The organism is Burkholderia pyrrocinia (assembly GCF_001028665.1).
In the GTDB taxonomy this organism is placed as follows: Bacteria; Pseudomonadota; Gammaproteobacteria; order Burkholderiales; family Burkholderiaceae; genus Burkholderia; species Burkholderia pyrrocinia.
Genome location: NZ_CP011503.1, coordinates 1,536,183 through 1,561,918, shown reverse-complemented (window position 1 = coordinate 1,561,918; position 25,736 = coordinate 1,536,183). Strand labels below are relative to the sequence as shown.

Sequence of the window (25,736 nt, the reverse complement as noted above, 5' to 3'; positions counted from 1 at the left end):
CCTGAGTCAGCCGGAAATCAGTGACGGACCAGCGCCATCATCGCACCGAAGCCGACGAACAGCCCGCCCGTCAGCCGGTTGAAGATCTTCGCGACGCTCTGGCTCTTCAGCGTCGCGCCAATGCGCGTGCCGAACGACGCGTAGACGAGGTACCAGCTCACCTCGATCACCGCAAACGTGACGACGAGGATGCCGAATTGCGGCAGCGTCGGCTCGGCTGCGTTGATGAACTGCGGCAGCAGCGCGGCCGCGAACAGGATCGCCTTCGGGTTGCTGCCCGCGACCAGGAAGCCGTTGCGGAACAGCGTCCAGCGCGATGCCGACGCAGCCTGGCGCGACACGGTTTCGACGTCGGCGGCCGGCGCGTCGTCGTCCACGCGCGCGCGCCACGCCTTCACGCCGAGATAGACCAGGTAGGCCGCGCCCGCGAAGCGCAGCGTGTTGAACATCGCCGGCCATGCCTCGAGAACCGCGCCGAGGCCCGCCGCCGACACCGACAGCATCAGCACCAGCGCGGTGAGGCAGCCGGCCATCGTCGACGACGAGCGCCGCAGCCCGTGCCGCGCGCCGTGCGTCATCACGAGCAGCATGTTCGGGCCCGGAATCGCCGACACGACGAACACCGTCGCCACGAAAAGCCACCACGTATGCAAGTTCATGCCTGCCTCTGCGTGAAAGAAAGAAGAAAGACGAAACGGCGATTATGCCGGGCGCACCACGCTTCTGTCGCGCCCGGGATCAGCGGCCCGCGCGGCGCAGCGCGACTTCGCCGAGCACCGCGAAATCCTGTTCGCCGCCGCCGTGCGCGAGCGCGTCGAGCAGGTTGTCGCGCACGACGCTCGCCACCGGCAGCGGCACCGACGTGGCATCGCCGGCCTCCAGCGCAAGCCGGACGTCCTTCAGCCCGAGGCGTGCCTTGAAGCGCGCGGGCTCGTAACGCCGCTCGGCGATCATCGAACCGTAGCCTTCGTAGACGGGCCCCGGAAACACGCTGTTCGTGATCACGTCGAGGAAGTCGCGCATCGCGACGCCATGCGCGCCGAGCAGCGCGGACGCCTCGCCGAGCGTCTCGATCGCCGACGCGAGCGTGAAGTTCGCGGCGATCTTCGCGATGTTCGCGTGCTGCGGCAGCGAACCGAACCGCCAGGTCTTCTGGCCGATCGCGTCGAACAGCGGCTGCACGCGGTCGATCGCCTCGGCCGGGCCGCCCGCCATGATCGTCAGGCGCGCGGCGGCCGCGACGTCGGGCCGCCCCATCACCGGCGCGGCGACGTAGTCGATGCCGCGCGACGCGTGCGCGTGCGCGAGCGATTCGGCGAGCGCGACCGACACCGTCGCCATGTTCACGTGGATCAGGCCGCGCGGCGCCTGCGCGAGCAACGCATCGTCGAACACGGCGCGCGCGGCCGCGTCGTCGCCGAGCATCGAGAACACCGCGTCGCCGCGAAACGCGTCGGCCGGCGTGTCGACGATCTGCGCGCCGAATGCCGCGAGCGGCTCGGCACGCTCGCGCGACCGGTTCCAGACCCGCACCGTGTGGCCCGCCTTCAGCAGGTTCGTCGCAACCGCCTGCCCCATTTCGCCCAGCCCGATAAACCCGAGATCCATTGCCCGCTCCTTCGTTCGGTGAAGCCGCGAGTTAAACACAGATGCCGGCCGCCTGCAGCGCCGGCCGGGCGCGGTGCGATACTGCACGAATGGCGACCGCGACCTTCCGCTTCCACGGCGAACTGAACGCCTTTCTCCCGCGCGCGCAGCGCGACCGCGCGTTCGGGCACCCGTGCGCGCGCGATGCGACGGTGAAGCATGCGATCGAGGCGCTCGGCGTCCCGCATACCGAAATCGGCCGGCTCCGCGTGAACGACGCGCCGGCCGCGCTCGACCGCCCGCTCGGCGACGGCGACCGGGTCGAAGCCTTTCCGGAGCGCGCGCAGCCGGCCGCGAACGGCGCAACCGCACCGCACCCGGAGCAATGGCGCTTCGTCGCCGACGCGCATCTCGGCGGCCTCGCGCAACTGCTGCGCCTCGCGGGCTTCGACACCTGCTACGACAACCACTACCGTGACGACGAACTCGCGGCGCTCGCGGGCCGCGAGGGCCGGATCGTGCTGACCCGCGACCGCGAGCTGCTCAAGCGGCGCGCGGTCGCGCGGGGCTGCTACCTGCACGCGCTGCAGCCGGCCGACCAGTTGCGCGAGCTGTTCGAGCGGCTCGATCTCGCGCCGCACATGCGGCCGTTCCGGCTGTGCCTGCGCTGCAATGCGCCGCTGCATCCGCTCGACGCGGCCGCTGCCGCGCCGCGCGTGCCGGACGGTGTCCGGCAGCGGCACCGGCGCTTCGCCGCGTGCGACGTATGCCGGCGCGTGTTCTGGGAAGGCTCGCACTGGCGGCGCATGCGTTCGGTCGTCGACGCGATGCGCGCGCCGGCGCCTCTGTCGGGCCCCGGCGACGCCTGAAAAAACAAAACCCCGCATGCCGGAGCATGCGGGGTTTTTCGACGGACGGCCGGCAATGCCGGCCGCGGGCGAAGCGCTTAGTTTGCCGCGCCCTTGTCGTTCGTGCCAGCAGCCGAAGCAGCTGCGGCCTTTGCCTTGCCCTTGGCCGAACCGTGTTGCTTCAGCTGGTGCTTCGGCTTGCTGTGATCCTTCTTCATCGGTGCCGAAGCGGGAGCCATCGCGTCGCCTGCCGGCGCCGATGCCGCCTCCTGTGCGAATGCCGAAACCGATGCGAGTGCGAATGCTGCGGTCATGATCGAAGCGAGCGTCTTCTTCATTGTTCTTCCTTTAGCGGAGAAAAAGTCAAACGTACCGGTAGAGATGCGAGGCATTCGCATCGGAACGCCAGTCGCGCCGGGGTTTCCGGTCGCCGCCGGACGGCCGGCTTGCGCCGTTTCGCCGCGACAAAGACTGACGTACTGGCTCCATAACGCGCCGCCTTCGCGGCAAGTTGACACGCGGCTTGCGCCTCTCGGGTTTTCCCCGAGGACGCCGTTTTCCCATCGCCCGGCACGCGTATCCGGCATCGCGCGACCCGCCCGCCAGCGGCCGCGGCGGCTCCGCAGACCGGCTCTCGCGCCCTTCCCCGCGACGCTATACTGGGCGTCCATCCGTCCCTTTCCCCGGAAACCGGATCGCGGCCGGTCGCCAGACCGCCGCCGTCGCGAGGCGCTCAAATTGCCCGATCACAATCTGGACAAACTGAAAATCGACCGGCGTCCGATCGCACCGGCGCCACGCCGGCGCCGGTGGGTCCGTTATGCGGTCGCCGCCGCGATCGCCGTCGTCGCGATCGTCGCCGGGGTCGCACTCACCGACCGGCCGACGGTCGAAACCACGTCCGTCACGTCCGCCTACCCGTACCAGAACGACACGCAACTCAATGCGACCGGCTACGTCGTGCCGCAGCGCAAGGCCGCGGTCGCGTCGAAGGGCCAGGGGCGCGTCGAATGGCTCGGCGTGCTCGAGGGCACGCGCGTGAGGAAGGATGAAATCATCGCGCGCCTCGAAAGCCGCGACGTCGAGGCGTCGCGGGCACAGGCGCTCGCGCAGGCGAAGGTCGCCCGCGCGAACCTCGGCGTGCAGCAGGCCGAGCTGAAGGACGCCGAAATCGCGTTCCGCCGCACCGCGGCGCTCGCGCCGAGGGGCGCCGTGCCGGCCGCGCAGCTCGACATCGATACGGCCCGCGTGAACAAGGCGCGCGCGTCGCTCAGCAGCGGCGAGGCCGCGATCGCGTCCGCCGACGCCAATGCGCAGGCCGCGCAGGTCGCGGTCGACCAGACGGTGATCCGCGCGCCGTTCGACGGCATCGTGCTCGCCAAGCATGCGAACGTCGGCGACAACATCACGCCGTTCTCGTCCGCGTCGGACAGCAAGGGCGCGGTCGTGACGATCGCCGACATGGACACGCTCGAGGTCGAGGCCGACGTCGCCGAATCGAACATCGCGAAGATCCGCGCCGAGCAGCCGTGCGAGATCCAGCTCGACGCACTGCCCGACATGCGCTTCGCGGGCCGCGTGTCGCGCATCGTGCCGACCGTCGACCGCTCGAAGGCGACCGTGCTCGTGAAGGTGCGTTTCGTCGACCGCGACGACCGCGTGCTGCCCGACATGAGCGCGAAGATCGCGTTCCTGTCGAAGCCCGTGTCCGCGCAGGACCGGCAGCCGGTGACGGCCGTACAGGCGAGCGCGGTCGTCGAGCGCGACGGCCGGCCGGTCGTGTTCGTCGTGAAGGACGACACCGTGCGCGCGGCGGCCGTGACGACGGGCATGCGGATCGGCGAACTCGTCGCGATCCGCGGCGTGAAGCCCGGCGACACGGTCGTGCTCGCGCCGGGCGCGAAGCTGAAGGACGGTGCGCAAGTGACCGTCGCGAAGAAGTAGCGCCAGCGTGAACGACGCGCCGCCACCCCTCGTCGAGATCAGCCACGTCGCGAAGTCGTACCGGCGCGGCAACCAGATCGTGCCCGTGCTGACCGACATCACGCTCGATATCGGCGAAGGCGACTTCGTCGCGCTGATGGGGCCGTCGGGCTCCGGCAAGAGCACGCTGCTGAACCTGGTGGCCGGCATCGACCGGCCCGACAGCGGCGAGCTGCGCGTGGGCGGCCTCGACATCTCGCAGCTCGCGGAGGCGCAACTGGCCGAATGGCGCGCGGCGAACGTCGGCTTCATCTTCCAGTTCTACAACCTGATGCCGGTGCTCACCGCGTACGAGAACGTCGAGCTGCCGCTGATGCTCACGCACCTGTCGCGCCGCGAGCGGCGCGAGCGTGTCGAGCTGGTGCTCGACATGGTGAACCTCAGTGACCGGACCAGCCATTACCCGTCCGAGCTGTCGGGCGGCCAGCAGCAGCGCGTCGCGATCGCGCGCGCGCTGATCACCGATCCCGTGCTGATCGTCGCCGACGAACCGACCGGCGACCTCGACCGCGCGTCGGCCACCGACGTGCTCGCGATGCTGCAGCGGATGAACGCCGAGCTCGGCAAGACGATCATCATGGTGACCCACGACGCGCACGCGGCCGGCGCCGCGCAGTCGCTCGTGCATCTGGAAAAAGGGGAGCTGATCGATGGGCACGCCGGCTGACCGGCTGCGGGAGCGCGCGCGATGTACGTGCTGAAGCTGATCGCGCGCAACGCGCTGCGGCACCGGCTGCGCACGCTTCTGACCGTGCTCGGGCTCACGATCGCGGTGCTGGCGTTCGGGCTGCTGCATACCGTCGTCGACGCGTGGTACGCGGGCGCGGCCGCCGCGTCCAGCGGGCGGCTCGTCACGCGCAACGCGATCTCGCTCGTGTTTCCGCTGCCCGTCAGCTACGAGAACCGGATACGCGGCGTCGACGGCGTGACGGCCGTGGTCCGCTCGAACTGGTTCGGCGGCATCTATCGCGACCCGAAGAACTTCTTCGCGAGCTTCGCGGTGTCGGAGAACTATCTCGACCTGTATCCGGAATTCGTCCTGCCCGCGCAGCAGCGCGCCGACTATAACCGCGACCGCCGCGGCTGCCTGGTCGGACGCCAGCTCGCGACGCAGTTCGGTTTCAAGATTGGCGACGTGATCCCGCTCAAGGGCACGATCTATCCCGGCACGTGGGACTTCGTCGTGCGCGGGATCCTCGACGGCCGCGACGATTCGACGATCACGCGCCAGCTGGTGTTCCACTGGGACTACCTGAACGAGACGGTGCGGCAGCGCACGCCGAAGCAGGCCGACCAGGTCGGCGTATTCGTGCTCGGCGTCGCGAACCTCGACGACGGCGCGACGATCGCGCGCGACGTCGACGCCGTGTTCAAGAACTCGCTCGCCGAGACGCTGACCGAAACCGAGCAGGCCTTCCAGCTCGGTTTCGTCGCGATGTCGAACCAGATCATCGCGGCGATCCGACTGGTGTCGTACGTGGTGATCCTGATCATCATGGCCGTGATGGCCAACGCGATGGCGATGAGCGCCCGCGAACGCACGTCCGAATACGCGACGCTGAAGGCGCTCGGCTTCGGCCCCGGCTTCCTCGCGCTGATCGTGTTCGGCGAATCGGTCGTGATCGCGGTGGCCGGCGGCGGGCTCGGAATCTTCGCGACACCGCCCGCGGCGAGCCTGTTCAAGCAGGCGGCCGGCGGCATCTTCCCGGTGTTCAGGGTGTCGGCCGAGACGGTCGCGCTGCAGGCCGCGTGCTCGGTCGCGGTCGGCGTCGCGGCCGCGATCGTGCCGGCATGGCAGGCGGCGCGCGTGCGCGTCGTCGAAGGCCTGCGGGCGATCGGGTAGGCACGCGCATGACGATCCCGCTCACCTACATCGCGCGCAACCTGTGGACCAGGCGGCTCACTACCGCGCTCACCGCGGGCGGGATGGCGCTCGTGATCTTCGTGTTCGCGACGGTGCAGATGCTCGACGCGGGGCTCACGCAGACGCTCGTGTCGACCGGCGAACCCGACAACGCCGTGGTGATCCGCAAGGGTGCCGAAACCGAGATCCAGAGTTCGATCGACCACCAGCAGGCCAACGCGCTCGAGATGCACCCGGCCGTCGCGCTCGGCCCGGACGGACGGCCGCTCGTGTCGAAGGAAGCCGTCGTGCTGATCTCGCTCGTGAAGACGTCGAGCGGCAAGCCGTCGAACGTCGTGATCCGCGGCGTGTCGCCGTCCGGCCTCGCGCTGCGCCCGCACGTGAAGCGGGTGGCCGGCCGCATGTTCGTGCCCGGCTCGTCGGAGATCATCGTCGGCAGCGCGATCGCGAAAGGCTTCAGCGGCACGCAGCTCGGCGACAGCCTGCATTTCGCGCAGCGCGACTGGACCATCGTCGGCATCTTCGACGCGGGCGGCAGCGGCTTCGATTCGGAGATCTGGGGCGACGTCGACCAGCTGATGCAGTCGTTCCGGCGCACGAGCTACTCGTCGATGGTGCTGCGTATCCCGAGCGCCGACGGCTTCGCGCGCTTCAAGGCCGACATCGACGTCGACCCGCGGCTGACCGACGAGGCGAAGCGCGAGCAGACCTTCTATGGCGACCAGTCGAAGGCGCTGTCGAAATTCATCAACATCCTCGGCATCACGCTGTCGACGATCTTCTCGATCGCCGCGATGATCGGCGCAATGATCACGATGTATGCGTCGGTCGCGAACCGCGTCGCCGAGATCGGCACGCTGCGCGCGCTCGGCTTCAAGCGCATGAACGTGCTCGCCGCGTTCCTGCTGGAAGCGCTGCTGCTCGGCTTCGTCGGCGGCGTCGCGGGGCTCGCGTGCGCGTCGCTGATGCAGTTCGCGTCGTTCTCGACGACCAACTTCCAGACCTTCGCGGACCTGTCGTTCCGTTTCGTGCTGACGCCCGCGATCGTCGTGAAGACGCTGCTGTTCTCGCTCGTGATGGGGCTCGTCGGCGGATTCCTGCCGGCCATGCGCGCCGCGCGGCTGAAGATCGTCGACGCGCTGCGCGCGCAGTGACGCGCACGGCCGCTCAGCGCACGCGCGGCACCCACGCGCCGTGGAACCCGGCCGGCACGCGGCGCGGCAGGTGCACGGTCGCAACCGGCCCCGCGTCGATCGCGCGCGCATCGAGGATCACGACGTCGCTCGTATCCGTCGCCGCGCGGTAGACCACCACCAGCAGCCAGCCGTCGTCCTCGTCGACGCCACCCGGCCGCGGCACGAACACCGGCTCGCCGTTCTGGTCGCCGGCCGGCACCGCGTAGCGCGTCGTCGTGCCGCGCGCGTGGTCGAAACGCATCACGCCGCGCATTTCCGCGGGGTTCGGCTGCTCGGCCGCATACACATAGCGGTAGCGGCGCCCCGTGCGGCTTTCGTTGATGCGCGGCAGCTCGATGCCGCCGTCGGCGAGCGGCCCTTCGTCGATCAGCCCGTGCGCCGTATCGATCACGTAGCGCCACAGCTCGCCGACCGGGTTGTCGGCAAAGCGGCCCGTGCACGCGTCGAGCCGCAGGAACCACGGATAGCGCACCACATCGAGCACGATGCACGATTCGTCGCAGTCGTACGCGTTCACGACGTGCTGGATGAAGCACGGCTCGATGCCGAACCAGCGGACCTCGCCGCCGTGGCGCGCGATCACGCCGATGCGCGCGGGTCGGTCGTCGTGCCAGCGCAGCGGCATCCGGTGGCCCAGCTTCAGCATCGAGAAGTCGTAGCCGACGTTCAGGTCGAGCAGCAGGCTGCGGGTTTCCGTGATCGCGAGGTCGTGCATCATCGACGGCGCGGGCAAGTCGACGGCGATGTCGACGCGCTGCACGCCCTGCGCATCGACAACGCCATAGCGCAGCCACGGCGCGCGCCAGTCCGCGCGAAACGCGATCAACTCGCCCGTTTCCGGATCGACCTTCGGATGCGCGGTCATCCCGCCGTCGAAGCCCGCATGCCGCTCCGACACGCCGAGCGAATCGAGCGCGGCGGTGATCGCGAACGGCGCGCCGCCCTCCGCCAGCGCGAGCAATTCGCCAGCGCGCTGCAGCACGTTCACGTTCGGATTGGTGTCGGGCAACTGCGGCGCCAGCGCGGGCGCATGGACGGCGGCCCAGCGGCGCGTGCGCGTCCAGCGGTTCCGGTAGCCGGCCGCGCGGCCGCCTTCGAACGCGATCGCGTGCAGCATCGCGGCTTCCGGCCACCACGACAGCACGTCGTTCCCTTCGAAGCGGCCGCCCGGCGGATTCGGGCCGTTGCGCAACAGCGTGCCGTCGAGTTCGCGCGGGATGGCGCCGGTCACGCGCAGGTCGACGACGTCGACTTCGTCGGCGACCGGCGCGATCGCGCCGCGGTTCAGGTCGAATGCGGTCATCGCGTCGGGCGTTCCGTCAGCAGTCTTCGATGGACGGCGGCAGGTCGCCGCGCGCCAGCGCGAGCGCATGGTCGCGCACGTCGTCCGGCCAGCCGGCGATCAGCTCGGCCAGCCGCGCCGGGTCGTTCGCATACAGCGCCCGCGCGGCCTCCTCGAAACCGGGCAGGTCGCCCGCCATCGCCGACATGAAGTGGTACGCGCGCGCCTGCGCGTCGCGGCGCCGGTCGGCCGCCGCATGCGTGCGCCGCGCGTCCTCGACGAGCTTGCGCAGCGCGACGGACGCGCCGCCCGGCTGCGCGCCGAGCCATTCCCAGTGACGCGGCAGCAGCGTGACCTCGCGCGATACGACGCCGAGCTTCGGCCGGCCGCGGCCGCGCTGTTCGCCCGCGCCGGCCGGCTCGCCGGCGGCACCGGGCGCGTCGCCCGGCGGCGGCGCATAACGCGCGCGGATATCGTCCGCGGTGCCGCGCAGGTCGAGGTCGATCGAGCGGCCCGTCGCGTCGTCGAAGATCAGGATCGTGCCGGACATTGCATCGCCGGCTTGCATGGCCGCGAGCGCAACCGTCGCGAGCGGACCCGACGCGAGCCGCCGGTGGCCGTCGAAGGCCGTGTACGAAGGAAGAAGCGTGGAGGTTGTCATCGTGGTCGCCCGCGGGCAGGAATCGGAATGGCGTTATTTTTATCCGGGTATAAATGGATGTCAATATCATCCGGGTAAAAATATCGCCAGCACTCCGCCCTTTGGGCGACCGCATTGCGCGATCAGATCGTCCGGGCCGGAATCGCCAGGCCACGCGCGCTGGCGAGCACATCGTCGAGCGAGACATGCCCTTCGAACGCCGACGACGCCGGCAGCGGCAGGTTTTCCTCGACTGCGTGCGCGAAGCGCACGCCTGCGTCGTCGGCGAGCCGCGCACGCAGCGCGGCGATGCGCGGGAACGCATCGCGCTCGAACACCGCGTGATAGTCGGCCCAGCGGGCGAGCCCGGCGAAGTACGCGTCGGCCAGCGTGCGCTGCGCGCCCAGCAGCCACGGGCCCTCGCCTCGCGCGAGCAGCGCCTCGAGCTGCCGGTGCGCCTTCAGCACCTTGCCGCGGCCGTATGCCTGCAAGGCCGCTTTCTCGGCGCCTTCGCTGCCGTGTTCGACCACATGCCAGAGCGCGCCGAACGCGCTGAAGAACGTCGTGTTCAACCAGGCCAGCATCCGGTTCAGCCGGTCGAAATCCGCGCTGCCCTGGCGGAACGCGAGGCCGCTGTCGAGCGCCTGCGCGCCGACGTGGCCGAGGATCGCGAGGCTTTCGGTCAGCACGTCGCCGTTCGCGGTCACGAACGCCGGCGTCTCGGCGACGGGGTTCAGCGCGAGGAACGCGTCGCTCGTCACGAGGCCCGGCATCGTGATGCGCGACAGCCGGTACGGATGGCCGGCCCATTCGAGCGCGACGATCGAGCCGAACGAGCAGCCGGCGGGAATGCCGTAGAGAAGGATCGGGGACATCGGGGTATTCCGCGGAAGTTGAACGAATGGTCATGCTCCCATGGCGAACGATCACGCAATAGCCGCTAGAATCGAAACCTGTCGTTTCTTCATGTGGACGCTGACAGTGAATCTGAACGATCTCTATCTGTTCGTGCAGGCGGTCGACGCGGGCAGCATGTCGGCGGCCGCGCGCCGGCTCGACCTGCCGAAATCGACGGTGAGCAAGCGCGTTGCCGAGCTCGAGCGCACGCTCGGCGCGCGGCTCGTGCATCGCACGTCGCGCAGCTTCCGGCTGACGCCGGTGGGCGCCGAGTTCTTCGAGCATGCGCGCGCGGCCGTGATCGAGGCCGAAACCGCGCGCGACGCGGTGCTGCGGCAGGCCGCCGAACCGGCCGGCATCGTGCGGATCACGAGTTCGGTGCCGGTTGCGCAGCACATCCTCGCGCCATGCCTGCCGGCGCTGGCCATCGCGCACCCGAAGCTGCTGCTGCAGATTCATGCGAGCGACCGCCTCGTCGACATCGCGCAGGAAGGTTTCGACATCGCGGTGCGCAGCCATTTCGCCCCGCTCCCCGATTCCGCGCTCGTGCAACGGCCGCTCGCGACGTCGCCGATCATCGTCGTTGCGTCGCCGGGCTATCTCGCGCGTACCGGCACACCGGACGAACCGGCCGACCTCGCGCGGCACGACGGGCTCCACCCGGGCCAGCAGCCGTGGCGGCTGCAGCGCGGCGGCGACACCGTCGACGTGGCGCCGCGCATCCGCCTGCAGGCCGACGAGTCGACGCTGCTGCTGCAGGCTGCGATGGCCGGTCTCGGCATGGCCTGCCTGCCCGACTGGATCGCAGGCGATGCACTCGCGTCCGGCGCGCTCGCGCGGGTGCTGCCCGGCTGGCGGGCCGGCACCGTCACGACGACGCTGCTGATGCCGCACCGGCGCGGCCAGTTGCCCGGCGTGCGCGCCGCCGTCGAATTTCTCGCGCGGCACGTGGCGCGCCATCATGGCGACGGGGTGGACGACGTGCGCGCCCGAGCGATCGAATGACTCGATCGATTCAAATGCTGAATCGATCGAGTCAGCAATTGGCATGAAAGCGCAGCTTTCGACATGACAGAATGGCCCGGACGCCCTGCCTGCATCGGCGTCCGGCGCCCGGCCTCCGGCCGGCGGCGCCTGCACGAATAACGCGCGCACCCGACGCGCCTGCCGCACGACGGCACCTTCCGCCCTTCGGAGGAGACAGTCATGAATCCGCTTCAAGCGCTGCCGGCGTCCGCGTCGGCAACGGCCCGGCGCACGCGCGTGCGCTGGCTCGTGCTGGCCGTCCTGTTCGCGGTCACGACGATCAACTACGCGGATCGCGCGGCGATCGCGATCGCCGGCCCGAGCCTCGCCCGCGCACTGCACCTGAGCCACGTGCAGATCGGCTTCATCTTCTCCGCGTTCGGCTGGTCGTACGTGATCGCACAACTGCCGGGCGGCTGGCTGCTCGACCGCTACGGGTCACGCATCGTCTATGCGTTCAGCATCTTCTTCTGGTCGCTGTTCACGCTGCTGCAGGGCACGATCGGCTTCTTCGGCGGCGCGGCCGCGTTCGCGCTGCTGTTCGGGCTGCGCTTCCTGGTCGGCGCGGCCGAGGCGCCGTCGTTTCCGGCCAACAGCCGGATCGTGTCCGCATGGTTCCCGGCCGCCGAACGCGGCACCGCGTCGGCGATCTTCAACGCCGCGCAGTACGCGGCGACCGTCGTGTTCGCGCCGCTGATGGGCTGGCTCGTGCACGCGTTCGGCTGGCAGTCGGTGTTCGCGGTGATGGGCGTGCTCGGCTTCGCGTTCGTCGCGGTGTGGAACCGCACGATGTACGACCCGAAGGACCACCCGAACATCAACCGCGCGGAACTCGACTACCTCGCCGAAGGCGGCGCGCTCGTCAACATCGACCAGGCGACAGGCGCGCACGGCGGCGGCCCGTCGATGCGTCACGTGAAGGCGCTGCTGAAGAGCCGGATGCTGATCGGCGTGTACGTCGCGCAGTACTGCATCAACGCGCTCACCTATTTCTTCATCACGTGGTTTCCGGTCTATCTCGTGCAGGCGCGCGGGATGTCGATCCTCAACGCGGGGCTCGTCGCGTCGATCCCGGCCGTGTGCGGGTTCCTCGGCGGGATTCTCGGCGGCGTCGTGTCCGACGCGCTGCTCAAGCAGGGCCGGTCGCTGTCGGTCGCGCGCAAGGTGCCGATCGTGTTCGGCATGCTGCTGTCGATGTCGATGATCGTCTGCAACTACACCGATTCGCACGTGCTCGTCGTGCTGTTCATGGCGCTGTCGTTCTTCGGCAAGGGGCTCGGCGCGCTCGGCTGGGCCGTCAACGCGGACACCGCGCCGCGCCAGATCGCGGGGCTGAGCGGCGCGCTGCTCAACACGTGCGGCAACCTGTCGAGCATCACGACGCCGATCGCGATCGGCTATATCGTCGACCGCAGCGGCTCGTTCAACGGCGCGCTCGTCTATGTCGTCGCGCACGCACTCGTCGCCGTGATCTGCTACCTGTTCGTCGTCGGCGAGATCCGCCGCGTCGAGCTTCATTGAACGGCGCGGGCCGCGCCGGCGCGTCCGGCGGCCCGCGCGCCACCGGAACCAGGAGCGAACCGATGTCCGAACCCCGCCGTGCCGGCACGCCGCGCGTCACGCGCATGCAGGTGATTCCCGTCGCCGGCCGCGACAGCATGCTGCTCAATCTGTGCGGCGCGCACGCGCCCTACTTCACGCGCAACCTCGTGATCCTCGACGACAGCAGCGGGCACACCGGCGTCGGCGAAGTGCCGGGCGGCGAAGGAATCCGCCACGCGCTCGAGCGCATGACGGATCTCGTGGTCGGCCAGTCGATCGGACGCTACCAGGCGACGCTCAACGCAGTGCGCGCGGCGCTGTCCGGCGCGGACGCGGGTGCGGGCCGCACGATCCGGCACGAGGTGACGTCGGCCGGCGAAGCGGCCGTGCTGCGCCAGCCGCACGAGATCAACCTGCGGCTCGACAACGTGATCACCGCGATCGAGGCCGCGCTGCTCGACCTGCTCGGCCAGCATCTCGACGTGCCGGTCGCGGCGCTGCTCGGCGAAGGCCAGCAGCGCGACGCGGTGCCGATGCTCGCGTACCTGTTCTACATCGGCGACCGGCGCCGCACCGATCTGCCGTATCGCGACGAGACGCACGCATCGGATCCGTGGTTCCGGCTGCGCAACGAAGCGGCGCTCACGCCGGCCGCGATCGCACGGCAGGCCGAAGCCGCGGTCGAACGCTACGGCTTCGCCGACTTCAAGCTGAAGGGCGGCGTGATGGCCGGCGCCGACGAGATGGAAGCGATCGGGGCGATCAAGGCGCGTTTCCCGGACTCGCGCACGACGCTCGACCCGAACGGCGCGTGGTCGCTCGACGAAGCCGTCGCGCTGTGCCGCGGCCAGGGCCATCTGCTCGCGTACGCGGAGGATCCGTGCGGGCCGGAGGGCGGTTATTCGGGCCGCGAGGTGATGGCCGAATTCCGCCGCGCGACGGGCATCCCGACCGCGACCAACATGATCGCGACCGACTGGCGGCAGATGGATCACGCGGTGCGGCTGCAGGCGGTCGACATCCCGCTCGCCGACCCGCATTTCTGGACGATGCAGGGCTCGGTGCGGCTCGCGCAGCTGTGCCGCGACTGGGGGCTCACGTGGGGCTCGCACTCGAACAACCATTTCGACGTGTCGCTCGCGATGTTCACGCATGCGGCGGCGGCCGCGCCCGGCACGATCACCGCGATCGACACGCACTGGATCTGGCAGGAAGGCGACGCGCGGCTCACGCGCGAGCCGCTCGCGATCGTCGGCGGCAAGGTGGCCGTGCCGGAACGGCCGGGGCTCGGGATCGAGCTCGACATGGCGCAGGTCGAAGCCGCGCATTCGCTGTACAACGAGGTGGGCGGCACCGCGCGCGACGATGCGGTGGCGATGCGCTATCTCGTGCCGGGGTGGACGTACGATCCGAAGCGGCCGAGTTTCGGGCGGGGGTGACGGGAGGGTGGGCGGCGGGCGGTGGTTGCCAAACACCGGAAACGGACGCATCCTGCCGGCTGCCTGGACCTGTGCGCGCGGCGTGCGGTTCGGCGCCCCCGTTCACCCCAAAAACATTCGCCATGACGTCTCCCGATCCGACGCCACGACAGGTCATCCTCTTCGTTCTGTATTCGGTGCTGTGCCTGCCCGCGAGCATGACCGTCGCCGGTTATGTCGCGCCGCGGTTGACGAGCAACGTTTCGAGCTTCGAAGGCGGCGCGGGGTATGCAACGTTCTGATGGGTGATCCTGCTGACCTGCGCGTTCTATGCGCTGTCGCTCGTGGTCTTCGCGCTGCTGCGCAAGAGAACGGCGATTCTCGCGGTCATCACGGTGGCATTCGCCGCGTTGTCGGTGCCGGCGTTCAGGTTTATCCACGGGCTGGCGACCTAGTCGCGGCCGGTCGTCCCGCCGCCCGCGGTTGCCGGGAAGCCAGAAACAAAAAGGGCCCGGTCTTACGACCGAGCCCTTCGAATTCCGTTGGTGGAGCGGAGGAGGATCGAACTCCCGACCTTCGCATTGCGAACGCGACGCTCTCCCAGCTGAGCTACCGCCCCAACAGTCAAGCATCATACACACGCATTTCCGCGCTTGGCAATAGGGGGTTCATCACCCCTGACGCGTCACTTTGACGGCGCGCCGGCCAGCACCCATTCGACCACCGAACGGACGTCGGCGTCGCTCATCCGCGGGTGCGCAGGCATCGGAATTGCACCCCAGACGCCGGAGCCGCCTTCCTTCACCTTCTTCTGCAGCTTCGCCACGGCCTGCGGATCGGACTTGTAGCGGGCGGCGATATCCTTGAACGACGGGCCGACGAGCTTGCGGTCGACCGCGTGACAGCCCATGCATGCGTTGCCGCGCGCCACCTTCAGGCCTTCGCCGACGTCCGCGTGCGCGGCGCCCAGCGTGCCGGCCACGAGCGCCGCGGCCGTGGCGCCCTGCGCCACCCACCGTTTCATCCGCTTCATCTGCACGCTCTTCATTGCGACGGCGCCTTCGGGTTGCCCGGGTGCACGTTCGACGAATTCGAGATCGGCGCGGGCGGCTGCAGCGGCGTGGACTGCACCGATGCGTCGGGCACCGCACCGACCGTCGCGGTGTCCGCCGGCGCGGCGGCAGCCTGCGTGCCGGACGCGCCGCTCGCGGGCGACGCAGCCTGCAGCGCCTGCGCGTCCTGCGGCTTGACGTACTGGAACACCTTCACGACCTTCTCGACGCCCGGCACCTGGCTCGCGGCTTCCGCGCCGCGATTGCCTTCGTCGACCGTCACGAGGCCCATCAGGTAAAGGTTGCCGCGCTCGCTGACAACCTTGTAGTAGTTCGCCGAAATGCCCTTCGTCGCGATCAGTTCGGACTTCACGCGCCCTTCGAGGTACGAGTCGTTCGCGCGCGACGACAACGACGCCGCCGGCTCGACCGACAACTCGTTGACGATGCCGTTGACGTTGTTGATGCCGCGCACGATTTCCTCGGCACGCTGCTTCGACGCGTCGTTCGGCACTTCGCCCGTCAGCAGCACCCGGCGGTTGAACACCGTCACATTCACGTGCGACTGGTCGGGCAGCCCGTTGTTGATCTGCGAAAGCGCCTTGACCTGGATCTCGCGATCTTCCGTCTGCGCGCCGAGCGTACGGCGATCGGTCGCGATCAGCGCGCCGCCGCCGGCCGCTGCACCCACGACCCCGAGCACGCAACCCTGCAGCGACACGGCGAGGCCCGCGGTCAGCGCGGCGAGCAGCGTGGTTCTGACGAGCGTCTGTTTGACGCGGCTTTGATTCATCGACGGCTCTCCTTCGTTCAATCCTCACCCAGCAGCATCGCGTCGATGCCGTCGCACAGGCAGTGGATAGTCAGCAGATGGACTTCGTGGATGCGCGCCGCGCGAACGGCGGGCACGCTGATCGGAATATCGGTGTCGGACAGTGCGGCCGCGACCGTGTGGCCGCTGCCGCCCGTCAGCGCGACGACGGTCATCTCGCGCTCGTGCGCTTCGTCGATCGCCGCCAGCACGCGCGGCGACGCGCCGGTCGGGTCGAGCACCAGCAGGATGTCGCCGGTCTGGCCGAGCACGCGCACCTGTTGCGCGAACAGTTGCTCGGCGGCCGCGCCCGCGAGGCCGGCCTGCGATGCATCGGTGGCCAGCGCGATCGCGGGCAGGCCCGGACGCTCGCGCTCGAAGCCGCCGACGAGCGACACCGCGAGATAGTGCGCGGCGGCGGCCGACGGGCCGTCGCCGCACGCGACGATCTTGTTGCCGTTCGCCAGCGCGGCGAACATCGCGTCGACCGCGGCTGCGATCGGCAACGACAGCGCGTCGGCCGCTTCGGCGTGAAGCGCGGCGCTGTCGCGAAATTGTTGCTGAATACGTTCGACTGACATCGATTCCTGGTGAACTGGGCGCGTGGCACGCATCGCGCGACATCGTGGGTGCGGCGAGTTTACCGTACTCCGGCACCCTCTCCGGGGCTTCGGCAAGAACTCTTTACATCTCGTCACAGCTCGCGGCTATGCATCGTCGGTACGAAATGCGTCGCGCAGCCACGCGAGCCGCCCGGCCTCGAACGCGACGACGTCGAAACGGCACGCGGCACCTGCACCGTGCCGCGCCCAGAACTGGAGCGCCGCCGCGACCAGGCGCCGCCGCTTGCGCCAGCCGACACTCGCGGCCGCGCCGCCATGACGGACGCTGCGCCGCGCACGAACTTCGACGAACACGAGCATGCCGTCGGGCTCGCGCATCACGAGATCGAGCTCGCCGCGCCGCATCGTCACGTTCGCGGCGACGAACGCGAGGCCGCGGCGTTCGAGAAACTGCCGCGCGCGCTGCTCGAATGCCGCGCCGACCGGTTTGGATCGCGCCGCATCGGAAAAGTTGTCGCCCGCGCGCGGCAAACCGCGCCCGCCATCCGGCCGCGCCGCCGCGTGGCACAATGCCGTCCTTGTTCCGCCTGCGGCGCGATTGCGCGCATTGCCTGCCATGACTGCCCTCCTCGAACTCGCGCATACGCAGCACTACCCGAACGCGGCGCTCTACGTGGTCGCCACGCCGATCGGCAACACCGCCGACATCACGCTGCGCGCGCTGCACGTGCTCGGCCTCGCCGACCGCATCGCGGCCGAAGACACCCGCAACACGGGCCAGCTGCTCGCCCGCTACGGGATCTCGAAGCCGCTCGTCGCCGTGCACGAGCACAACGAACGCGAAGCCGCGCAGCGCGTGATCGAACTGCTGCGCGGCGGCGAACGCGTGGCCTACGTATCGGACGCCGGCACGCCCGGCATCTCGGACCCCGGCGCGCGGCTCGTCGACGCAGTGCGCGCCGCCGGCTTCGCGGTGATCCCGCTGCCGGGCGCGAGCGCGGCCGTGACCGCGCTGAGCGTGGCCGGCGACTGGGCCGGCGCGTTCACGTTCGCGGGCTTCCTGCCGCCGAAGGCCAAACAGCGCGCAACCGCGCTGCAGGCGCTGGTGTCGCACCCGTATGCGCTGGTGTTCTACGAAGCGCCGCACCGGATCGCCGAAACCGTCGCCGCGCTCGCCGACGCATTCGGCCCCGCGCGCCGGCTGCTGATCGCGCGCGAACTCACCAAGCTACACGAGCAACTGTTCCAGGGCACCCTGGCCGAAGGACAGACCTGGCTCGCCGGCGATGCGAACCGGCTGCGCGGCGAGTTCGTGCTGGTCGTCGAAGGCGCGCCGGCGACGAGCGGCGAAGCCGACGACACCGCGCACGACGCGCTGCTCAGGCTGCTGCTGGAAGAAGTACCGGTGAAGAGCGCGGCCAAGCTCGCGGCCGCGCTGACGGGCGCGTCGCGCAATGCGCTGTATGCGCGTGCGCTGGTGCTGAAGGAAGGCTGACGCGCGGCGGCGCCGCGCGGAAACGACAAAGGGCTGCCGGAAGGCAGCCCTTTGTGCATGAGCGGACGGATTCGCCGCGTTACTTCGTCGAGATCGACGCGAGCATTTCGTCGCGTGCCTCGCGCGCTTCCTGCGGCGACAGCCCTTCGATCTTCACGCGGCCCGTGCCGGCGTGCACGAGGCCGATCACCTTGGCGGCCGCATACGACAGGTCGAGCACGCGGCCGCGCTTGAACGGCCCGCGATCGTTGACCTTCACGACGACCCACTTGCCGGTCGACGCGTTCGTCACCTTGATGTACGACGACAGCGGCAGCGTGCGGTGCGCGGCGGTGAGCGCGTTCATGTTGAAACGCTCGCCGTTCGCGGTGCGGCGACCGTGGAAATCCCGCCCGTACCAGGAGGCGCGCCCCGTCTGGCGGAAGTCGGACACATCCTTGCCGTCGATCGGCTCGGCATCCGCCAGCGACGACCTCTTCGCGTCCTTGCCGTCGGCAGCCGGCATCGACGCCAGTGCGGAATCGAAATTCAGTTGCTGCTTGTCGTTGTCCGCCTTCGCGGCAGCGGCCGTCTTGTCGACCGCGTTCTTCTGGTTCGCGCTGCCGGTGGTCTGGCTGGGTGGCACCGCGCAGCCCGTCAACGCAAAAAATAATGCAATGGTCCCGAATCGACTCGGAAATCGTACGTTCATCGACGTGTCGCCTTCTGGTTCGGGCCGCTCCTTCAAGACGCTGCTTCACAGCGCACATACGCGGCCCGGACGGCAAATGCGTGCACGCCCCGCTCGAATGCGAGCAGGCGGCTAGCATGGGCGCGGCTTTCGTCTATGCCGCAACCGTCCTGATTAGCTTTCACGTCTGGCGCAACCTGTCCCCAACAGCCTGACCAGACCCCACATGCCGCCATCGAACATGGCTTCACGTTCGCGCGCGTCGATACGACCAACGCACAGGAACGGCGGCACAGGCCTCATCCGGCGGCGCGGCAGCAGGGCCGCAGGCGGGCGCGCAGCACCCGGCCGGACAAGACGTGAGCACCGAATGCTCGGTGCTGGATACACCGCCGGACTCCCCGGCGGCTGATGCTTGACGGTGATTCCGACGCCTCTTTTAACGGGGTCGAAACACCAGCGAATTGCGCGAAATTCGCGCTCAATGGGGCGCATTATACATAAATCAAAACGTCGTCTCGAAAAGCGGCCCGGCCGGACCATTGATTCTCTCTATGGCGGTAACAATCGACATGCTCGGCGATTGCCCGCAGACGCGCGTCGCGCGGTGCGCCACGCGGGCGGCAGGCAGCGCGCGCGACCGGTACAATCGCTCCTTTTAGCCGTCGGTGTCTCCATGAAAGTCACGCTCATTCCGGTCACGCCGTTCCAGCAGAACTGCTCGCTGCTCGTCTGCGAGAAGACGGGCCGCGCCGCCGTCGTCGATCCGGGCGGCGATCTCGACCGGATCGAACAGGAAGTCGCGCGGCAGAACGTGCAGGTCGAGAAGGTGCTGCTCACGCACGGGCACATCGATCACTGCGCGGGCGCGAAGACGCTCGCGACGCACTACGGCGTGCCGATCGAGGGGCCGCAGGAAGAGGAGCGCTTCTGGATCGAGAAGCTGCCGATGCAGAGCGAGCGCTTCGGCTTTCCGGCCGCCGAAACCTTCGAGCCCGACCACTGGCTGAACGACGGCGACACTGTCCGGTTCGGCGACGAGACGCTCGAGGTCTATCACTGCCCGGGCCATACGCCGGGCCACGTCGTGTTCTTCAGCCGCGCACATCGCGTCGCGATCGTCGGCGACGTGCTGTTCGCGGGCTCGATCGGCCGTACCGATTTCCCGCGCGGCAATCATGAAGACCTCGTCCGTTCGATCAAGGAAAAGCTGTGGCCGCTCGGCGACGACGTCGCGTTCGTGCCGGGCCACGGCCCCGTGTCGACGTTCGGCGACGAGCGCCGCACGAACCCGTTCGTGTCCGACAAGGCATTCGGATGAACCAGACCGCCATCCAGGAAATCTACGTCAGCACCGACGTCGAGGCCGACGGCCCGATTCCGGGCCCGCATTCGATGCTGAGCTTCGCATCGGCCGCCTATACCGAGGACAAGCAGCTGATCGCGACGTTCTCGGCGAACCTCGAGACGCTGCCCGGCGCGCAGGCGCATCCGGTGCAGGAAGCGTGGTGGAAGACGGAGCCCGAAGCATGGGCCGCGTGCCGGCGCGACCTGCAGGCGCCCGACGCGGCGCTGGTCGCGTACGTCGACTGGGTCGAGGCGCTGCCCGGCAAGCCCGTGTTCGTCGCGATGCCGGCCGGTTTCGACTTCACGTTCATGTTCTGGTACATGATGCGCTTCGCGGGACGCTGCCCGTTCTCGTGGTCGGCGCTCGACATCAAGACGCTCGCGTTCGCGATGACGGGGCTGCCGTACCGCAAGGCGATCAAGCCGCGCTTTCCGAAGCACTGGTTCGACGATCACCCGCACACGCACGTCGCGCTCGACGACGCGATCGAGCAAGGCGCGCTGTTCTGCAACATGCTCGCCGACCTGCGCCGGCAGCAGGCCGCGCTCGCGGGCCTCGCCGTGTCGGACACTGATCGGTCGGAAAACGCGGGGGCGGGACAAAATCCCACGGATCCGCGAACAAATTAGCGAATCTCGCTCAACAGCGCCGCGCCAGATTGCCTTTCCTTTCCCGGCCCTCTAACATTCAGCATGTTGTAGCTGCCGCATGGAGGCGCAGGTGACGCTCGATTCCTTTTCGCAAAAAATCCTTCGCCTGTTGCAGCTCGACGCGCGCCGTTCCGTACAGGAAATCTCCGACCAGGTCGGCCTGTCGAGCACGCCGTGCTGGCGCCGCATCAAGGACATGGAACAGTCGGGCGTGATCCAGCGCTACACGGCGCTGCTCGATCGCGAGAAACTCGGCCTGCACGTCTGCGCGCTCGCGCACGTGCACCTGACCCGCCACAACGAAGGCGGCGTCGAGCAGTTCGAGCGCGAGATCGCGACCTGCCCGGAAGTCACCGAGTGCTACAGCACGACCGGCGAAGCTGACTACATCCTCAAGATCGTCGCGCCCGACATCAAGGCCTACGACGTGTTCCTGCACGAACGCATCTTCAAGATCCCGGCCGTGTCGCAGGTGCGCACGAGCGTCGTGCTGCGCGAAATCAAGTTCGACACGCAACTGCCGCTGTAATGCGCAAGCCGGCACGGCCGGCCCGCGTTCGCGGGCGTCGCGTCACGCCGGCCCGGGCATCGCGCGCGTAAAGCCGATCCGGCGCGCGCCGAACTCGCGCTTGAGCGCGTCGGCGTCGAGCCGGCCGGCCAGCGCCGCATCGGTGTCGCCCGGATCGCTCGCGAGCGTCACGTCGATCTCGAGCCCCGTACTCAGGTAATGCAGGTTGATCGCCGCCGCGCGCAGCCCGCGCTGCGCGAGCGCGGCCTCGAGCCGTGCCGCGATCTCGCCGCGCGGCGGCAGCGCGAGCGCCGGACGGCGCGCCGCGTCGTTCTCGGGGTCGACGTGGATCAGCGCATCGAGCACGCGCGAGTCGGTCAGCACGCGTGCGCGCGCGGTCTCGGCGATGTAGTGCCCTTCGGAGACGGATATCTTCGGGTCGACGAGGATGTGCGCGTCGACGAGCGCGGCATCGCCCATCTTGCGCGTGCGCAGGTCGTGCACGTCGCGCACGCCGGGCGTCGCCGCGAGCAGCGCGCGGATTTCGGCCGTGTCGGTCGTGTCGAGCGCACGGTCGGACAGGTCCTGCAGCGCGTCATAGCCGAACGTCCAGCCCATCCGCGCGACCATGAAGCCGACGATCGCCGCCGCGATCGGGTCGAGCAGCCGCACGCCGGCCAGGCTGCCCACGATGCCGATCGCGACGACAAGCGACGACGCGGCGTCCGAACGCGCATGCCATGCATTCGCGACGAGCATCGCCGAGCGCACGCGCCGCGCTTCGCGCAGCATGTAGCGAAACAGCGCTTCTTTCGACACGAGCACAGTCAGCGCGACGATCAGTGCGGAAAAATGGACGGCCGGGATGTTTTCGAGATTAACGAGCCGGTCGCCGGCGCGCCAGAGCATGCCGATTCCGACCGCAATCAGGATCGCGCCGAGAAACAGCGACGCGACCGTCTCGTAGCGGCTGTGTCCGTAATTGTGGTCGGCATCCGGCGATGCGCCGCTATGCCGATTCGCAACCAGCACGACGAAATCCGAGATCAAATCCGAAATCGAATGCACACCGTCGGCAATCAACGCCTGCGAATGCGCAATCGCGCCGACGACTATCTGAAATGTCGCAAGCACGACATTCAGAACAATACTGACGAGCGTGCTCTTGCGCGCAACAGCGTGCTTATCTGCGCTTTGCGCGTCGCCAGAAAACGTGGACATGAAATATGAGATATCGGTGTGCGATACGCAATTCTAGCAAAGGCGCCCCGCGAACCCCGCCAATACCCACAAATTTCTTATTTAAATCAATCGCTTATACGAACGTGTCGCATTTTCATTCACGCGGCATTATTACATTTTCATGACATTGTTCGCGTGCCGACCGGCGTCCGGAAACAAAAAAGCCGCGCTCCTGAACGGACACGCGGCTCTTTTGAGCAGACGATTTAAACAAACGTTTAAATCGCAAACTGTTCGCGGTTCTTGCCGGCGATCCAGCGCGGCGGCTTGCCACGGCCCGACCACGTCGCGCCCGTTTCCGGATCGCGGTATTTCGCGGCCACGCCTGCGCGCGGACGGCCAACCTTACCTGCCTTCGCGCGGCTGAGACCGAGTTCGGCGAGCGAAAAGCCATAGTCGGCAATTTTCTGCTTCACGTCATTCAGCACTTCAGCGTATTCACGCGACTTCGCTTCCTCGATTTGCTTCTCCAGCTTCTCCCGCTGGGCCAGCAGGTCCTTGTAAGAAGACATAGTTTCCCTTTCTATCTGACCAATGGCGCCGGTCTTCTGCCAGCTCACCATTCATGAAATATATGTGCCTCGGATTTTCGAAGGCAGAGATTAGCACAAAAAAGATTTGATAGAAGCGAGATTCACGAAAATCCCGAGACCAATTGTAATTCGCACATGTCATTTTGACCGGCCGCGGCCTTTTCTCAAATTTTTACGTTCCTACACAGAGATTAGGACATAAGCGATTGCCTATTAAGGCTATCAATATACGCAATTACCCTGCATACGAAAAATCGAAGCTTTCATCGGACGACAGGTTTGCGAAAATCGGATGACGCAGCTTGCCTAATGGACAAACCGAGTTGCCCGCGACGTCACGTCACATCCCGCGCGCATGCGATCAGCCGGTCGCGCAGCGCGCCGGCATCGGCCGGCGGCGCGTCGAACGGCGTGCGCACGCGGCGGCCGTCGCACCGCCAGTCGGCGCCGTGGCGATCGACGCCGAGCAAGTCGAGCCCGTCGCGGCGCGCATCGCCGGTATCGTATGCGTCCCACAGCGCCTGTTCCTCGTCGAACCCGAGCGGCGGCAGCGCAGCGAGATGCGTGCCGTCGACCCAGCCCATAATCCCGAAGCCGCCGATATAGCGCAGCCGCTCGGTATCGAGCGCCCAGAAGGTGAAATCGCCGAGCGCGAGATAGCGCGCGGCGTCCGGCTCGTAGCGCAGGTATCGTGCGGTGACGTGCGGATCGTCGCCGAGCGGCACGAATCGGCCGAGCAGCGTCGCGCGTTCGGCGTTCAGCACGTCGCCGTCGGGCGCGTCGACGACGAGAAAACCCGCGCGCGGATCGGCGGCAAGATTACGCGTGTGTTCGGCGAGGCCGCTCACGAAAATCACGGGACGATGGCTTGCATCGGGTGCAAACGGGACGACCGTCGGATACGGGAATCCCTGCGGATCGCGCGCATGGGTGGCAAGCGTGCCGAGCGCGCAGCGGTGCAGCAGATGCAGGGCGAAGGCGGGATCGATGTTCAAGAGGACTCCTGCGGTCGAGGGGCGGCGCTTCGGGCACGCCGCATGTGCTTCGATGTTACCCGCGGGCGCTGCGCGCCGCGTATCGGCCGAACGGCCGATGCGGCGCGAGGCGCCGGACGGACGGCGCGCTGCCGCGACGTGACCTGATCGCCTGATCGCCTGATCGCCTGATCGCCTGATCGCCTGATCGCCTGATCGCCTGATCGCCTGATCGCCTGATCGCCTGATCGCCAAATCGCCAAATCGCCAAATCGCCCGATCATCCTCCCCACGGGCAACACCCGGCAGGATCGTAAGCGGTTCGATAGAATCGGACGATTCCGACGGACGCCGCGTGCGTCCGCGCATTTCTAGACGAGCCTTCCGTGTCCGAATCCACCTCCCCCGAATCGTCGTCCCCGTTCGCCGCGCCGCCCGACGCGCATCGCGTGCTGTCGCTCCCGGCCCGCCAGCGTGCGCGCACCGCGTCGATGGCGCTGTTCTTCGTCGCCGGCATGATGTACGCGTCGTGGGGCGTGCACGTGCCGACCGTGCGCGACAAGTTCGCGCTGAGCCCCGGGCTGCTGTCGATCGCGCTGTTCGCGGTCGCCGGCGGCTCGATCGCCGCGATGCTGACCATCGCGCGCTGGATCGCGCGCGTCGGCTCGCGCACCGCGTGCCTCGCGGGCGGGCTCGTGATGTCCGCGTGCGCGGCGCTGATCCTCGTCGTGCCCGACTACTGGATGCTGCTCGGCGTACTCGCGCTGTTCGGCTTCTCGATGGCGACGCTCGACGTCGCGATGAACGCCGAGGCCAGCGCAGTCGAGATCGCGATCGGCAAGCCGATCATGTCGTCGCTGCACGGGATGTTCAGCATCGGCGGGATGTCGGGCGCGGCGGCCGGCGGCGCGCTGCTGTCGGCCGGCATGGCACCGGCCGCGCATCTGGCGCTCGCGGCGGCAGTGAGCGCCACGGTGCTCGTGGTTGCGAGCCCGGCCGTGCTGCCGCATGTGCCGCACCACGAACACGCGCACGGCGGCGGCAACCGCTGGCGCTCGCCCGCGCTGTGGATGCTCGGCGGCATCGCGCTCGTCGCGCTGATCGCCGAAGGCGCGATGTACGACTGGGCGACGGTCTACATGCGCGACGTCGTCGCGGCGAGCCCCGCGCTCGCGAGCGCCGCGTACGCGGCGTTCTCGGGCGGGATGGCCATCGCGCGCTTCGCGGGCGACGCCGTGCGCGCCCGCTTCGGCGCGCCGCAGCTGGTGTTCGCGAGCGCGTCGCTCGCGTGCGCGGGGATGATCGGCGCGCTGCTGCTGCCCTATCCGGCCGCCGTGTTGACCGGCTTCACGCTGATGGGCCTCGGCCTCGCGAACATGATGCCCGTGCTGTTCGCGGCCGCCGCGCGCGTGAAGGGCATCCACGCGGCCGAAGGGCTCGCGCATGTGGCCGGGCTCGCGTATTTCGGACTGCTGTTCGGTCCGGTCGTGATCGGCGCGGTCGCGCAGGCCGCGAACCTGACGATCGGCCTGTCGGTCGTCGCGCTGTGCGCGGCGCTCGTCGCGGCCGTCGCGCCGAAGGTGCTCGCGCACCTGAAGATCTGACCG

General features: G+C 68.6%; 29 protein-coding genes and 1 tRNA gene. 15 read left to right on the top strand and 15 right to left on the bottom strand.

Annotated features, from left to right (window positions below; all coding sequences use genetic code 11):
- Positions 1-17 precede the first annotated feature (17 nt).
- Entirely contained in the window at positions 18-659 is a 642-nt protein-coding gene (locus ABD05_RS07155) for a LysE family translocator (protein ID WP_047899556.1), read from the bottom strand.
- 79 nt (positions 660-738) lie between these two features.
- Positions 739-1,608, bottom strand: a complete 870-nt coding sequence (locus ABD05_RS07150; protein ID WP_047899555.1) for an NAD(P)-dependent oxidoreductase — start codon at positions 1,606-1,608, stop codon at positions 739-741.
- An 89-nt stretch (positions 1,609-1,697) separates the two neighbouring features.
- Between ABD05_RS07150 and ABD05_RS07145 the strand changes: the two genes are divergently transcribed.
- Positions 1,698-2,456, top strand: a complete 759-nt coding sequence (locus tag ABD05_RS07145) for a Mut7-C RNAse domain-containing protein (protein ID WP_047899554.1) — start codon at positions 1,698-1,700, stop codon at positions 2,454-2,456.
- 77 nt (positions 2,457-2,533) lie between these two features.
- Here ABD05_RS07145 and ABD05_RS07140 read toward each other — a convergent pair whose 3' ends face one another.
- Positions 2,534-2,773: a hypothetical protein gene (locus tag ABD05_RS07140; protein ID WP_047899553.1), complete on the bottom strand. Its 240-nt coding sequence runs from the start codon at positions 2,771-2,773 to the stop codon at positions 2,534-2,536.
- Between the two features lie 400 nt (positions 2,774-3,173).
- On the opposite strand from ABD05_RS07140, the gene ABD05_RS07135 reads away from it, so the two are divergent.
- Genes ABD05_RS07135 through ABD05_RS07120 form a run of 4 tightly spaced genes read left to right on the top strand, consistent with a single transcriptional unit; the run spans position 3,174 to position 7,436 of the window.
- The gene (locus ABD05_RS07135; protein ID WP_047899552.1) at positions 3,174-4,379 is read left to right on the top strand and encodes an efflux RND transporter periplasmic adaptor subunit; all 1,206 of its coding nucleotides are present in this window, start codon (positions 3,174-3,176) and stop codon (positions 4,377-4,379) included.
- Positions 4,380-4,386: 7 nt separating this feature from the next.
- Positions 4,387-5,085 (top strand): ABC transporter ATP-binding protein, encoded by a 699-nt coding sequence (locus ABD05_RS07130; protein ID WP_047899551.1) that lies wholly within the window; start codon positions 4,387-4,389, stop codon positions 5,083-5,085.
- Positions 5,086-5,106: 21 nt separating this feature from the next.
- Entirely contained in the window at positions 5,107-6,261 is a 1,155-nt protein-coding gene (locus tag ABD05_RS07125) for an ABC transporter permease (protein ID WP_047899550.1), read from the top strand.
- 8 nt (positions 6,262-6,269) lie between these two features.
- Positions 6,270-7,436: an ABC transporter permease gene (locus ABD05_RS07120; RefSeq protein ID WP_047899549.1), complete on the top strand. Its 1,167-nt coding sequence runs from the start codon at positions 6,270-6,272 to the stop codon at positions 7,434-7,436.
- A gap of 13 nt (positions 7,437-7,449) precedes the next feature.
- Here the strand turns inward: ABD05_RS07120 and ABD05_RS07115 are convergent, their stop codons facing one another.
- The 3 genes from ABD05_RS07115 to ABD05_RS07105 form a co-directional block, all read right to left on the bottom strand.
- On the bottom strand, positions 7,450-8,781 hold the full coding sequence (locus tag ABD05_RS07115) for a carotenoid oxygenase family protein (protein ID WP_047899548.1): 1,332 nt from the start codon (positions 8,779-8,781) through the stop codon (positions 7,450-7,452).
- 16 nt (positions 8,782-8,797) lie between these two features.
- Complete coding sequence (locus ABD05_RS07110; protein WP_047899547.1) at positions 8,798-9,421, bottom strand: DUF2239 family protein; 624 nt, start codon at positions 9,419-9,421, stop codon at positions 8,798-8,800.
- A 122-nt stretch (positions 9,422-9,543) separates the two neighbouring features.
- The gene (locus tag ABD05_RS07105) at positions 9,544-10,275 is read right to left on the bottom strand and encodes a glutathione S-transferase family protein (protein WP_047899546.1); all 732 of its coding nucleotides are present in this window, start codon (positions 10,273-10,275) and stop codon (positions 9,544-9,546) included.
- A gap of 40 nt (positions 10,276-10,315) precedes the next feature.
- On the opposite strand from ABD05_RS07105, the gene ABD05_RS07100 reads away from it, so the two are divergent.
- The 5 genes from ABD05_RS07100 (at position 10,316) to ABD05_RS38855 (ending at position 14,738) form a co-directional block, all read left to right on the top strand.
- Complete coding sequence (locus tag ABD05_RS07100) at positions 10,316-11,302, top strand: LysR family transcriptional regulator (protein WP_047899545.1); 987 nt, start codon at positions 10,316-10,318, stop codon at positions 11,300-11,302.
- Between the two features lie 201 nt (positions 11,303-11,503).
- On the top strand, positions 11,504-12,844 hold the full coding sequence (locus ABD05_RS07095) for an MFS transporter (RefSeq protein ID WP_047899544.1): 1,341 nt from the start codon (positions 11,504-11,506) through the stop codon (positions 12,842-12,844).
- Positions 12,845-12,906: 62 nt separating this feature from the next.
- A complete protein-coding gene (locus ABD05_RS07090) occupies positions 12,907-14,304 on the top strand; it encodes an enolase C-terminal domain-like protein (RefSeq protein WP_047901114.1) in 1,398 nt (465 codons plus the stop codon).
- Positions 14,305-14,426: 122 nt separating this feature from the next.
- Positions 14,427-14,585, top strand: a complete 159-nt coding sequence (locus ABD05_RS38860; RefSeq protein WP_238594102.1) for a hypothetical protein — start codon at positions 14,427-14,429, stop codon at positions 14,583-14,585.
- 3 nt (positions 14,586-14,588) lie between these two features.
- On the top strand, positions 14,589-14,738 hold the full coding sequence (locus tag ABD05_RS38855) for a hypothetical protein (RefSeq protein WP_238594101.1): 150 nt from the start codon (positions 14,589-14,591) through the stop codon (positions 14,736-14,738).
- A gap of 88 nt (positions 14,739-14,826) precedes the next feature.
- On the opposite strand, the gene ABD05_RS07080 is transcribed toward ABD05_RS38855, so the two are convergent.
- From ABD05_RS07080 to ABD05_RS07060, 5 genes are all read right to left on the bottom strand, one after another.
- Positions 14,827-14,902, bottom strand: a tRNA-Ala gene (locus ABD05_RS07080).
- 66 nt (positions 14,903-14,968) lie between these two features.
- Positions 14,969-15,331, bottom strand: a complete 363-nt coding sequence (locus ABD05_RS07075) for a c-type cytochrome (protein ID WP_047899543.1) — start codon at positions 15,329-15,331, stop codon at positions 14,969-14,971.
- Complete coding sequence (locus ABD05_RS07070; RefSeq protein ID WP_047901113.1) at positions 15,328-16,128, bottom strand: BON domain-containing protein; 801 nt, start codon at positions 16,126-16,128, stop codon at positions 15,328-15,330. The genes ABD05_RS07075 and ABD05_RS07070 overlap by 4 nt, the downstream gene beginning before the upstream one ends.
- 17 nt (positions 16,129-16,145) lie before the next feature.
- Positions 16,146-16,727, bottom strand: a complete 582-nt coding sequence (locus ABD05_RS07065) for an SIS domain-containing protein (protein ID WP_047899542.1) — start codon at positions 16,725-16,727, stop codon at positions 16,146-16,148.
- A 126-nt stretch (positions 16,728-16,853) separates the two neighbouring features.
- Positions 16,854-17,279, bottom strand: a complete 426-nt coding sequence (locus tag ABD05_RS07060; protein ID WP_175804835.1) for a YraN family protein — start codon at positions 17,277-17,279, stop codon at positions 16,854-16,856.
- Between the two features lie 46 nt (positions 17,280-17,325).
- Here ABD05_RS07060 and rsmI point away from each other — a divergent pair, with 46 nt between their 5' ends.
- Complete coding sequence (gene rsmI, locus ABD05_RS07055; RefSeq protein WP_047899540.1) at positions 17,326-18,204, top strand: 16S rRNA (cytidine(1402)-2'-O)-methyltransferase; 879 nt, start codon at positions 17,326-17,328, stop codon at positions 18,202-18,204.
- Between the two features lie 79 nt (positions 18,205-18,283).
- Here the strand turns inward: rsmI and ABD05_RS07050 are convergent, their stop codons facing one another.
- On the bottom strand, positions 18,284-18,895 hold the full coding sequence (locus tag ABD05_RS07050) for a septal ring lytic transglycosylase RlpA family protein (protein WP_047901112.1): 612 nt from the start codon (positions 18,893-18,895) through the stop codon (positions 18,284-18,286).
- 655 nt (positions 18,896-19,550) lie between these two features.
- Between ABD05_RS07050 and ABD05_RS07045 the strand changes: the two genes are divergently transcribed.
- The 3 genes from ABD05_RS07045 (at position 19,551) to ABD05_RS07035 (ending at position 21,401) form a co-directional block, all read left to right on the top strand.
- A complete protein-coding gene (locus ABD05_RS07045; protein WP_047899539.1) occupies positions 19,551-20,195 on the top strand; it encodes an MBL fold metallo-hydrolase in 645 nt (214 codons plus the stop codon).
- Positions 20,192-20,851, top strand: coding sequence for a 3'-5' exonuclease family protein (locus ABD05_RS07040; protein ID WP_047899538.1), 660 nt, complete (start codon positions 20,192-20,194; stop codon positions 20,849-20,851). Before ABD05_RS07045 ends, ABD05_RS07040 begins: the two co-directional genes overlap by 4 nt.
- Before the next feature lie 79 nt (positions 20,852-20,930).
- On the top strand, positions 20,931-21,401 hold the full coding sequence (locus ABD05_RS07035; RefSeq protein WP_006477376.1) for an Lrp/AsnC family transcriptional regulator: 471 nt from the start codon (positions 20,931-20,933) through the stop codon (positions 21,399-21,401).
- 42 nt (positions 21,402-21,443) lie between these two features.
- On the opposite strand, the gene ABD05_RS07030 is transcribed toward ABD05_RS07035, so the two are convergent.
- The 3 genes from ABD05_RS07030 to ABD05_RS07020 form a co-directional block, all read right to left on the bottom strand.
- Positions 21,444-22,601 carry a cation diffusion facilitator family transporter gene (locus ABD05_RS07030; protein WP_047899537.1) on the bottom strand — a complete coding sequence of 386 codons (1,158 nt, stop codon included), beginning with the start codon at positions 22,599-22,601 and terminating at the stop codon, positions 21,444-21,446.
- 239 nt (positions 22,602-22,840) lie between these two features.
- Positions 22,841-23,134, bottom strand: a complete 294-nt coding sequence (locus ABD05_RS07025; protein ID WP_006491875.1) for an H-NS histone family protein — start codon at positions 23,132-23,134, stop codon at positions 22,841-22,843.
- 356 nt (positions 23,135-23,490) lie between these two features.
- Positions 23,491-24,150, bottom strand: coding sequence for a HugZ family pyridoxamine 5'-phosphate oxidase (locus ABD05_RS07020; protein WP_047899536.1), 660 nt, complete (start codon positions 24,148-24,150; stop codon positions 23,491-23,493).
- A gap of 365 nt (positions 24,151-24,515) precedes the next feature.
- On the opposite strand from ABD05_RS07020, the gene ABD05_RS07015 reads away from it, so the two are divergent.
- Entirely contained in the window at positions 24,516-25,733 is a 1,218-nt protein-coding gene (locus ABD05_RS07015) for an MFS transporter (RefSeq protein ID WP_047899535.1), read from the top strand.
- Positions 25,734-25,736 lie beyond the last annotated feature (3 nt).

Excerpts from the sequence above, each read along its gene's own strand:
- ABD05_RS07150 (WP_047899555.1), bottom strand. The coding sequence starts at position 1,608 with ATGGATCTCGGGTTTATCGGGCTGGGCGAAATGGGGCAGGCGGTTGCG.
- ABD05_RS07125 (WP_047899550.1), top strand. The coding sequence starts at position 5,107 with ATGTACGTGCTGAAGCTGATCGCGCGCAACGCGCTGCGGCACCGGCTG.
- ABD05_RS07145 (WP_047899554.1), top strand. The coding sequence starts at position 1,698 with ATGGCGACCGCGACCTTCCGCTTCCACGGCGAACTGAACGCCTTTCTC.
- ABD05_RS07070 (WP_047901113.1), bottom strand. The coding sequence starts at position 16,128 with ATGAATCAAAGCCGCGTCAAACAGACGCTCGTCAGAACCACGCTGCTC.
- ABD05_RS07115 (WP_047899548.1), bottom strand. The coding sequence starts at position 8,781 with ATGACCGCATTCGACCTGAACCGCGGCGCGATCGCGCCGGTCGCCGAC.
- rsmI (WP_047899540.1), top strand. The coding sequence starts at position 17,326 with ATGACTGCCCTCCTCGAACTCGCGCATACGCAGCACTACCCGAACGCG.
- ABD05_RS07030 (WP_047899537.1), bottom strand. The coding sequence starts at position 22,601 with ATGTCCACGTTTTCTGGCGACGCGCAAAGCGCAGATAAGCACGCTGTT.
- ABD05_RS07045 (WP_047899539.1), top strand. The coding sequence starts at position 19,551 with ATGAAAGTCACGCTCATTCCGGTCACGCCGTTCCAGCAGAACTGCTCG.
- ABD05_RS07120 (WP_047899549.1), top strand. The coding sequence starts at position 6,270 with ATGACGATCCCGCTCACCTACATCGCGCGCAACCTGTGGACCAGGCGG.
- ABD05_RS07025 (WP_006491875.1), bottom strand. The coding sequence starts at position 23,134 with ATGTCTTCTTACAAGGACCTGCTGGCCCAGCGGGAGAAGCTGGAGAAG.
- ABD05_RS07155 (WP_047899556.1), bottom strand. The coding sequence starts at position 659 with ATGAACTTGCATACGTGGTGGCTTTTCGTGGCGACGGTGTTCGTCGTG.
- ABD05_RS07100 (WP_047899545.1), top strand. The coding sequence starts at position 10,316 with ATGGCGAACGATCACGCAATAGCCGCTAGAATCGAAACCTGTCGTTTC.
- ABD05_RS07065 (WP_047899542.1), bottom strand. The coding sequence starts at position 16,727 with ATGTCAGTCGAACGTATTCAGCAACAATTTCGCGACAGCGCCGCGCTT.
- ABD05_RS07090 (WP_047901114.1), top strand. The coding sequence starts at position 12,907 with ATGTCCGAACCCCGCCGTGCCGGCACGCCGCGCGTCACGCGCATGCAG.
- ABD05_RS07095 (WP_047899544.1), top strand. The coding sequence starts at position 11,504 with ATGAATCCGCTTCAAGCGCTGCCGGCGTCCGCGTCGGCAACGGCCCGG.
- ABD05_RS07140 (WP_047899553.1), bottom strand. The coding sequence starts at position 2,773 with ATGAAGAAGACGCTCGCTTCGATCATGACCGCAGCATTCGCACTCGCA.
- ABD05_RS07040 (WP_047899538.1), top strand. The coding sequence starts at position 20,192 with ATGAACCAGACCGCCATCCAGGAAATCTACGTCAGCACCGACGTCGAG.
- ABD05_RS07105 (WP_047899546.1), bottom strand. The coding sequence starts at position 10,275 with ATGTCCCCGATCCTTCTCTACGGCATTCCCGCCGGCTGCTCGTTCGGC.
- ABD05_RS07075 (WP_047899543.1), bottom strand. The coding sequence starts at position 15,331 with ATGAAGAGCGTGCAGATGAAGCGGATGAAACGGTGGGTGGCGCAGGGC.
- ABD05_RS38860 (WP_238594102.1), top strand. The coding sequence starts at position 14,427 with ATGACGTCTCCCGATCCGACGCCACGACAGGTCATCCTCTTCGTTCTG.
- ABD05_RS07110 (WP_047899547.1), bottom strand. The coding sequence starts at position 9,421 with ATGACAACCTCCACGCTTCTTCCTTCGTACACGGCCTTCGACGGCCAC.
- ABD05_RS07035 (WP_006477376.1), top strand. The coding sequence starts at position 20,931 with ATGGAGGCGCAGGTGACGCTCGATTCCTTTTCGCAAAAAATCCTTCGC.
- ABD05_RS07050 (WP_047901112.1), bottom strand. The coding sequence starts at position 18,895 with ATGAACGTACGATTTCCGAGTCGATTCGGGACCATTGCATTATTTTTT.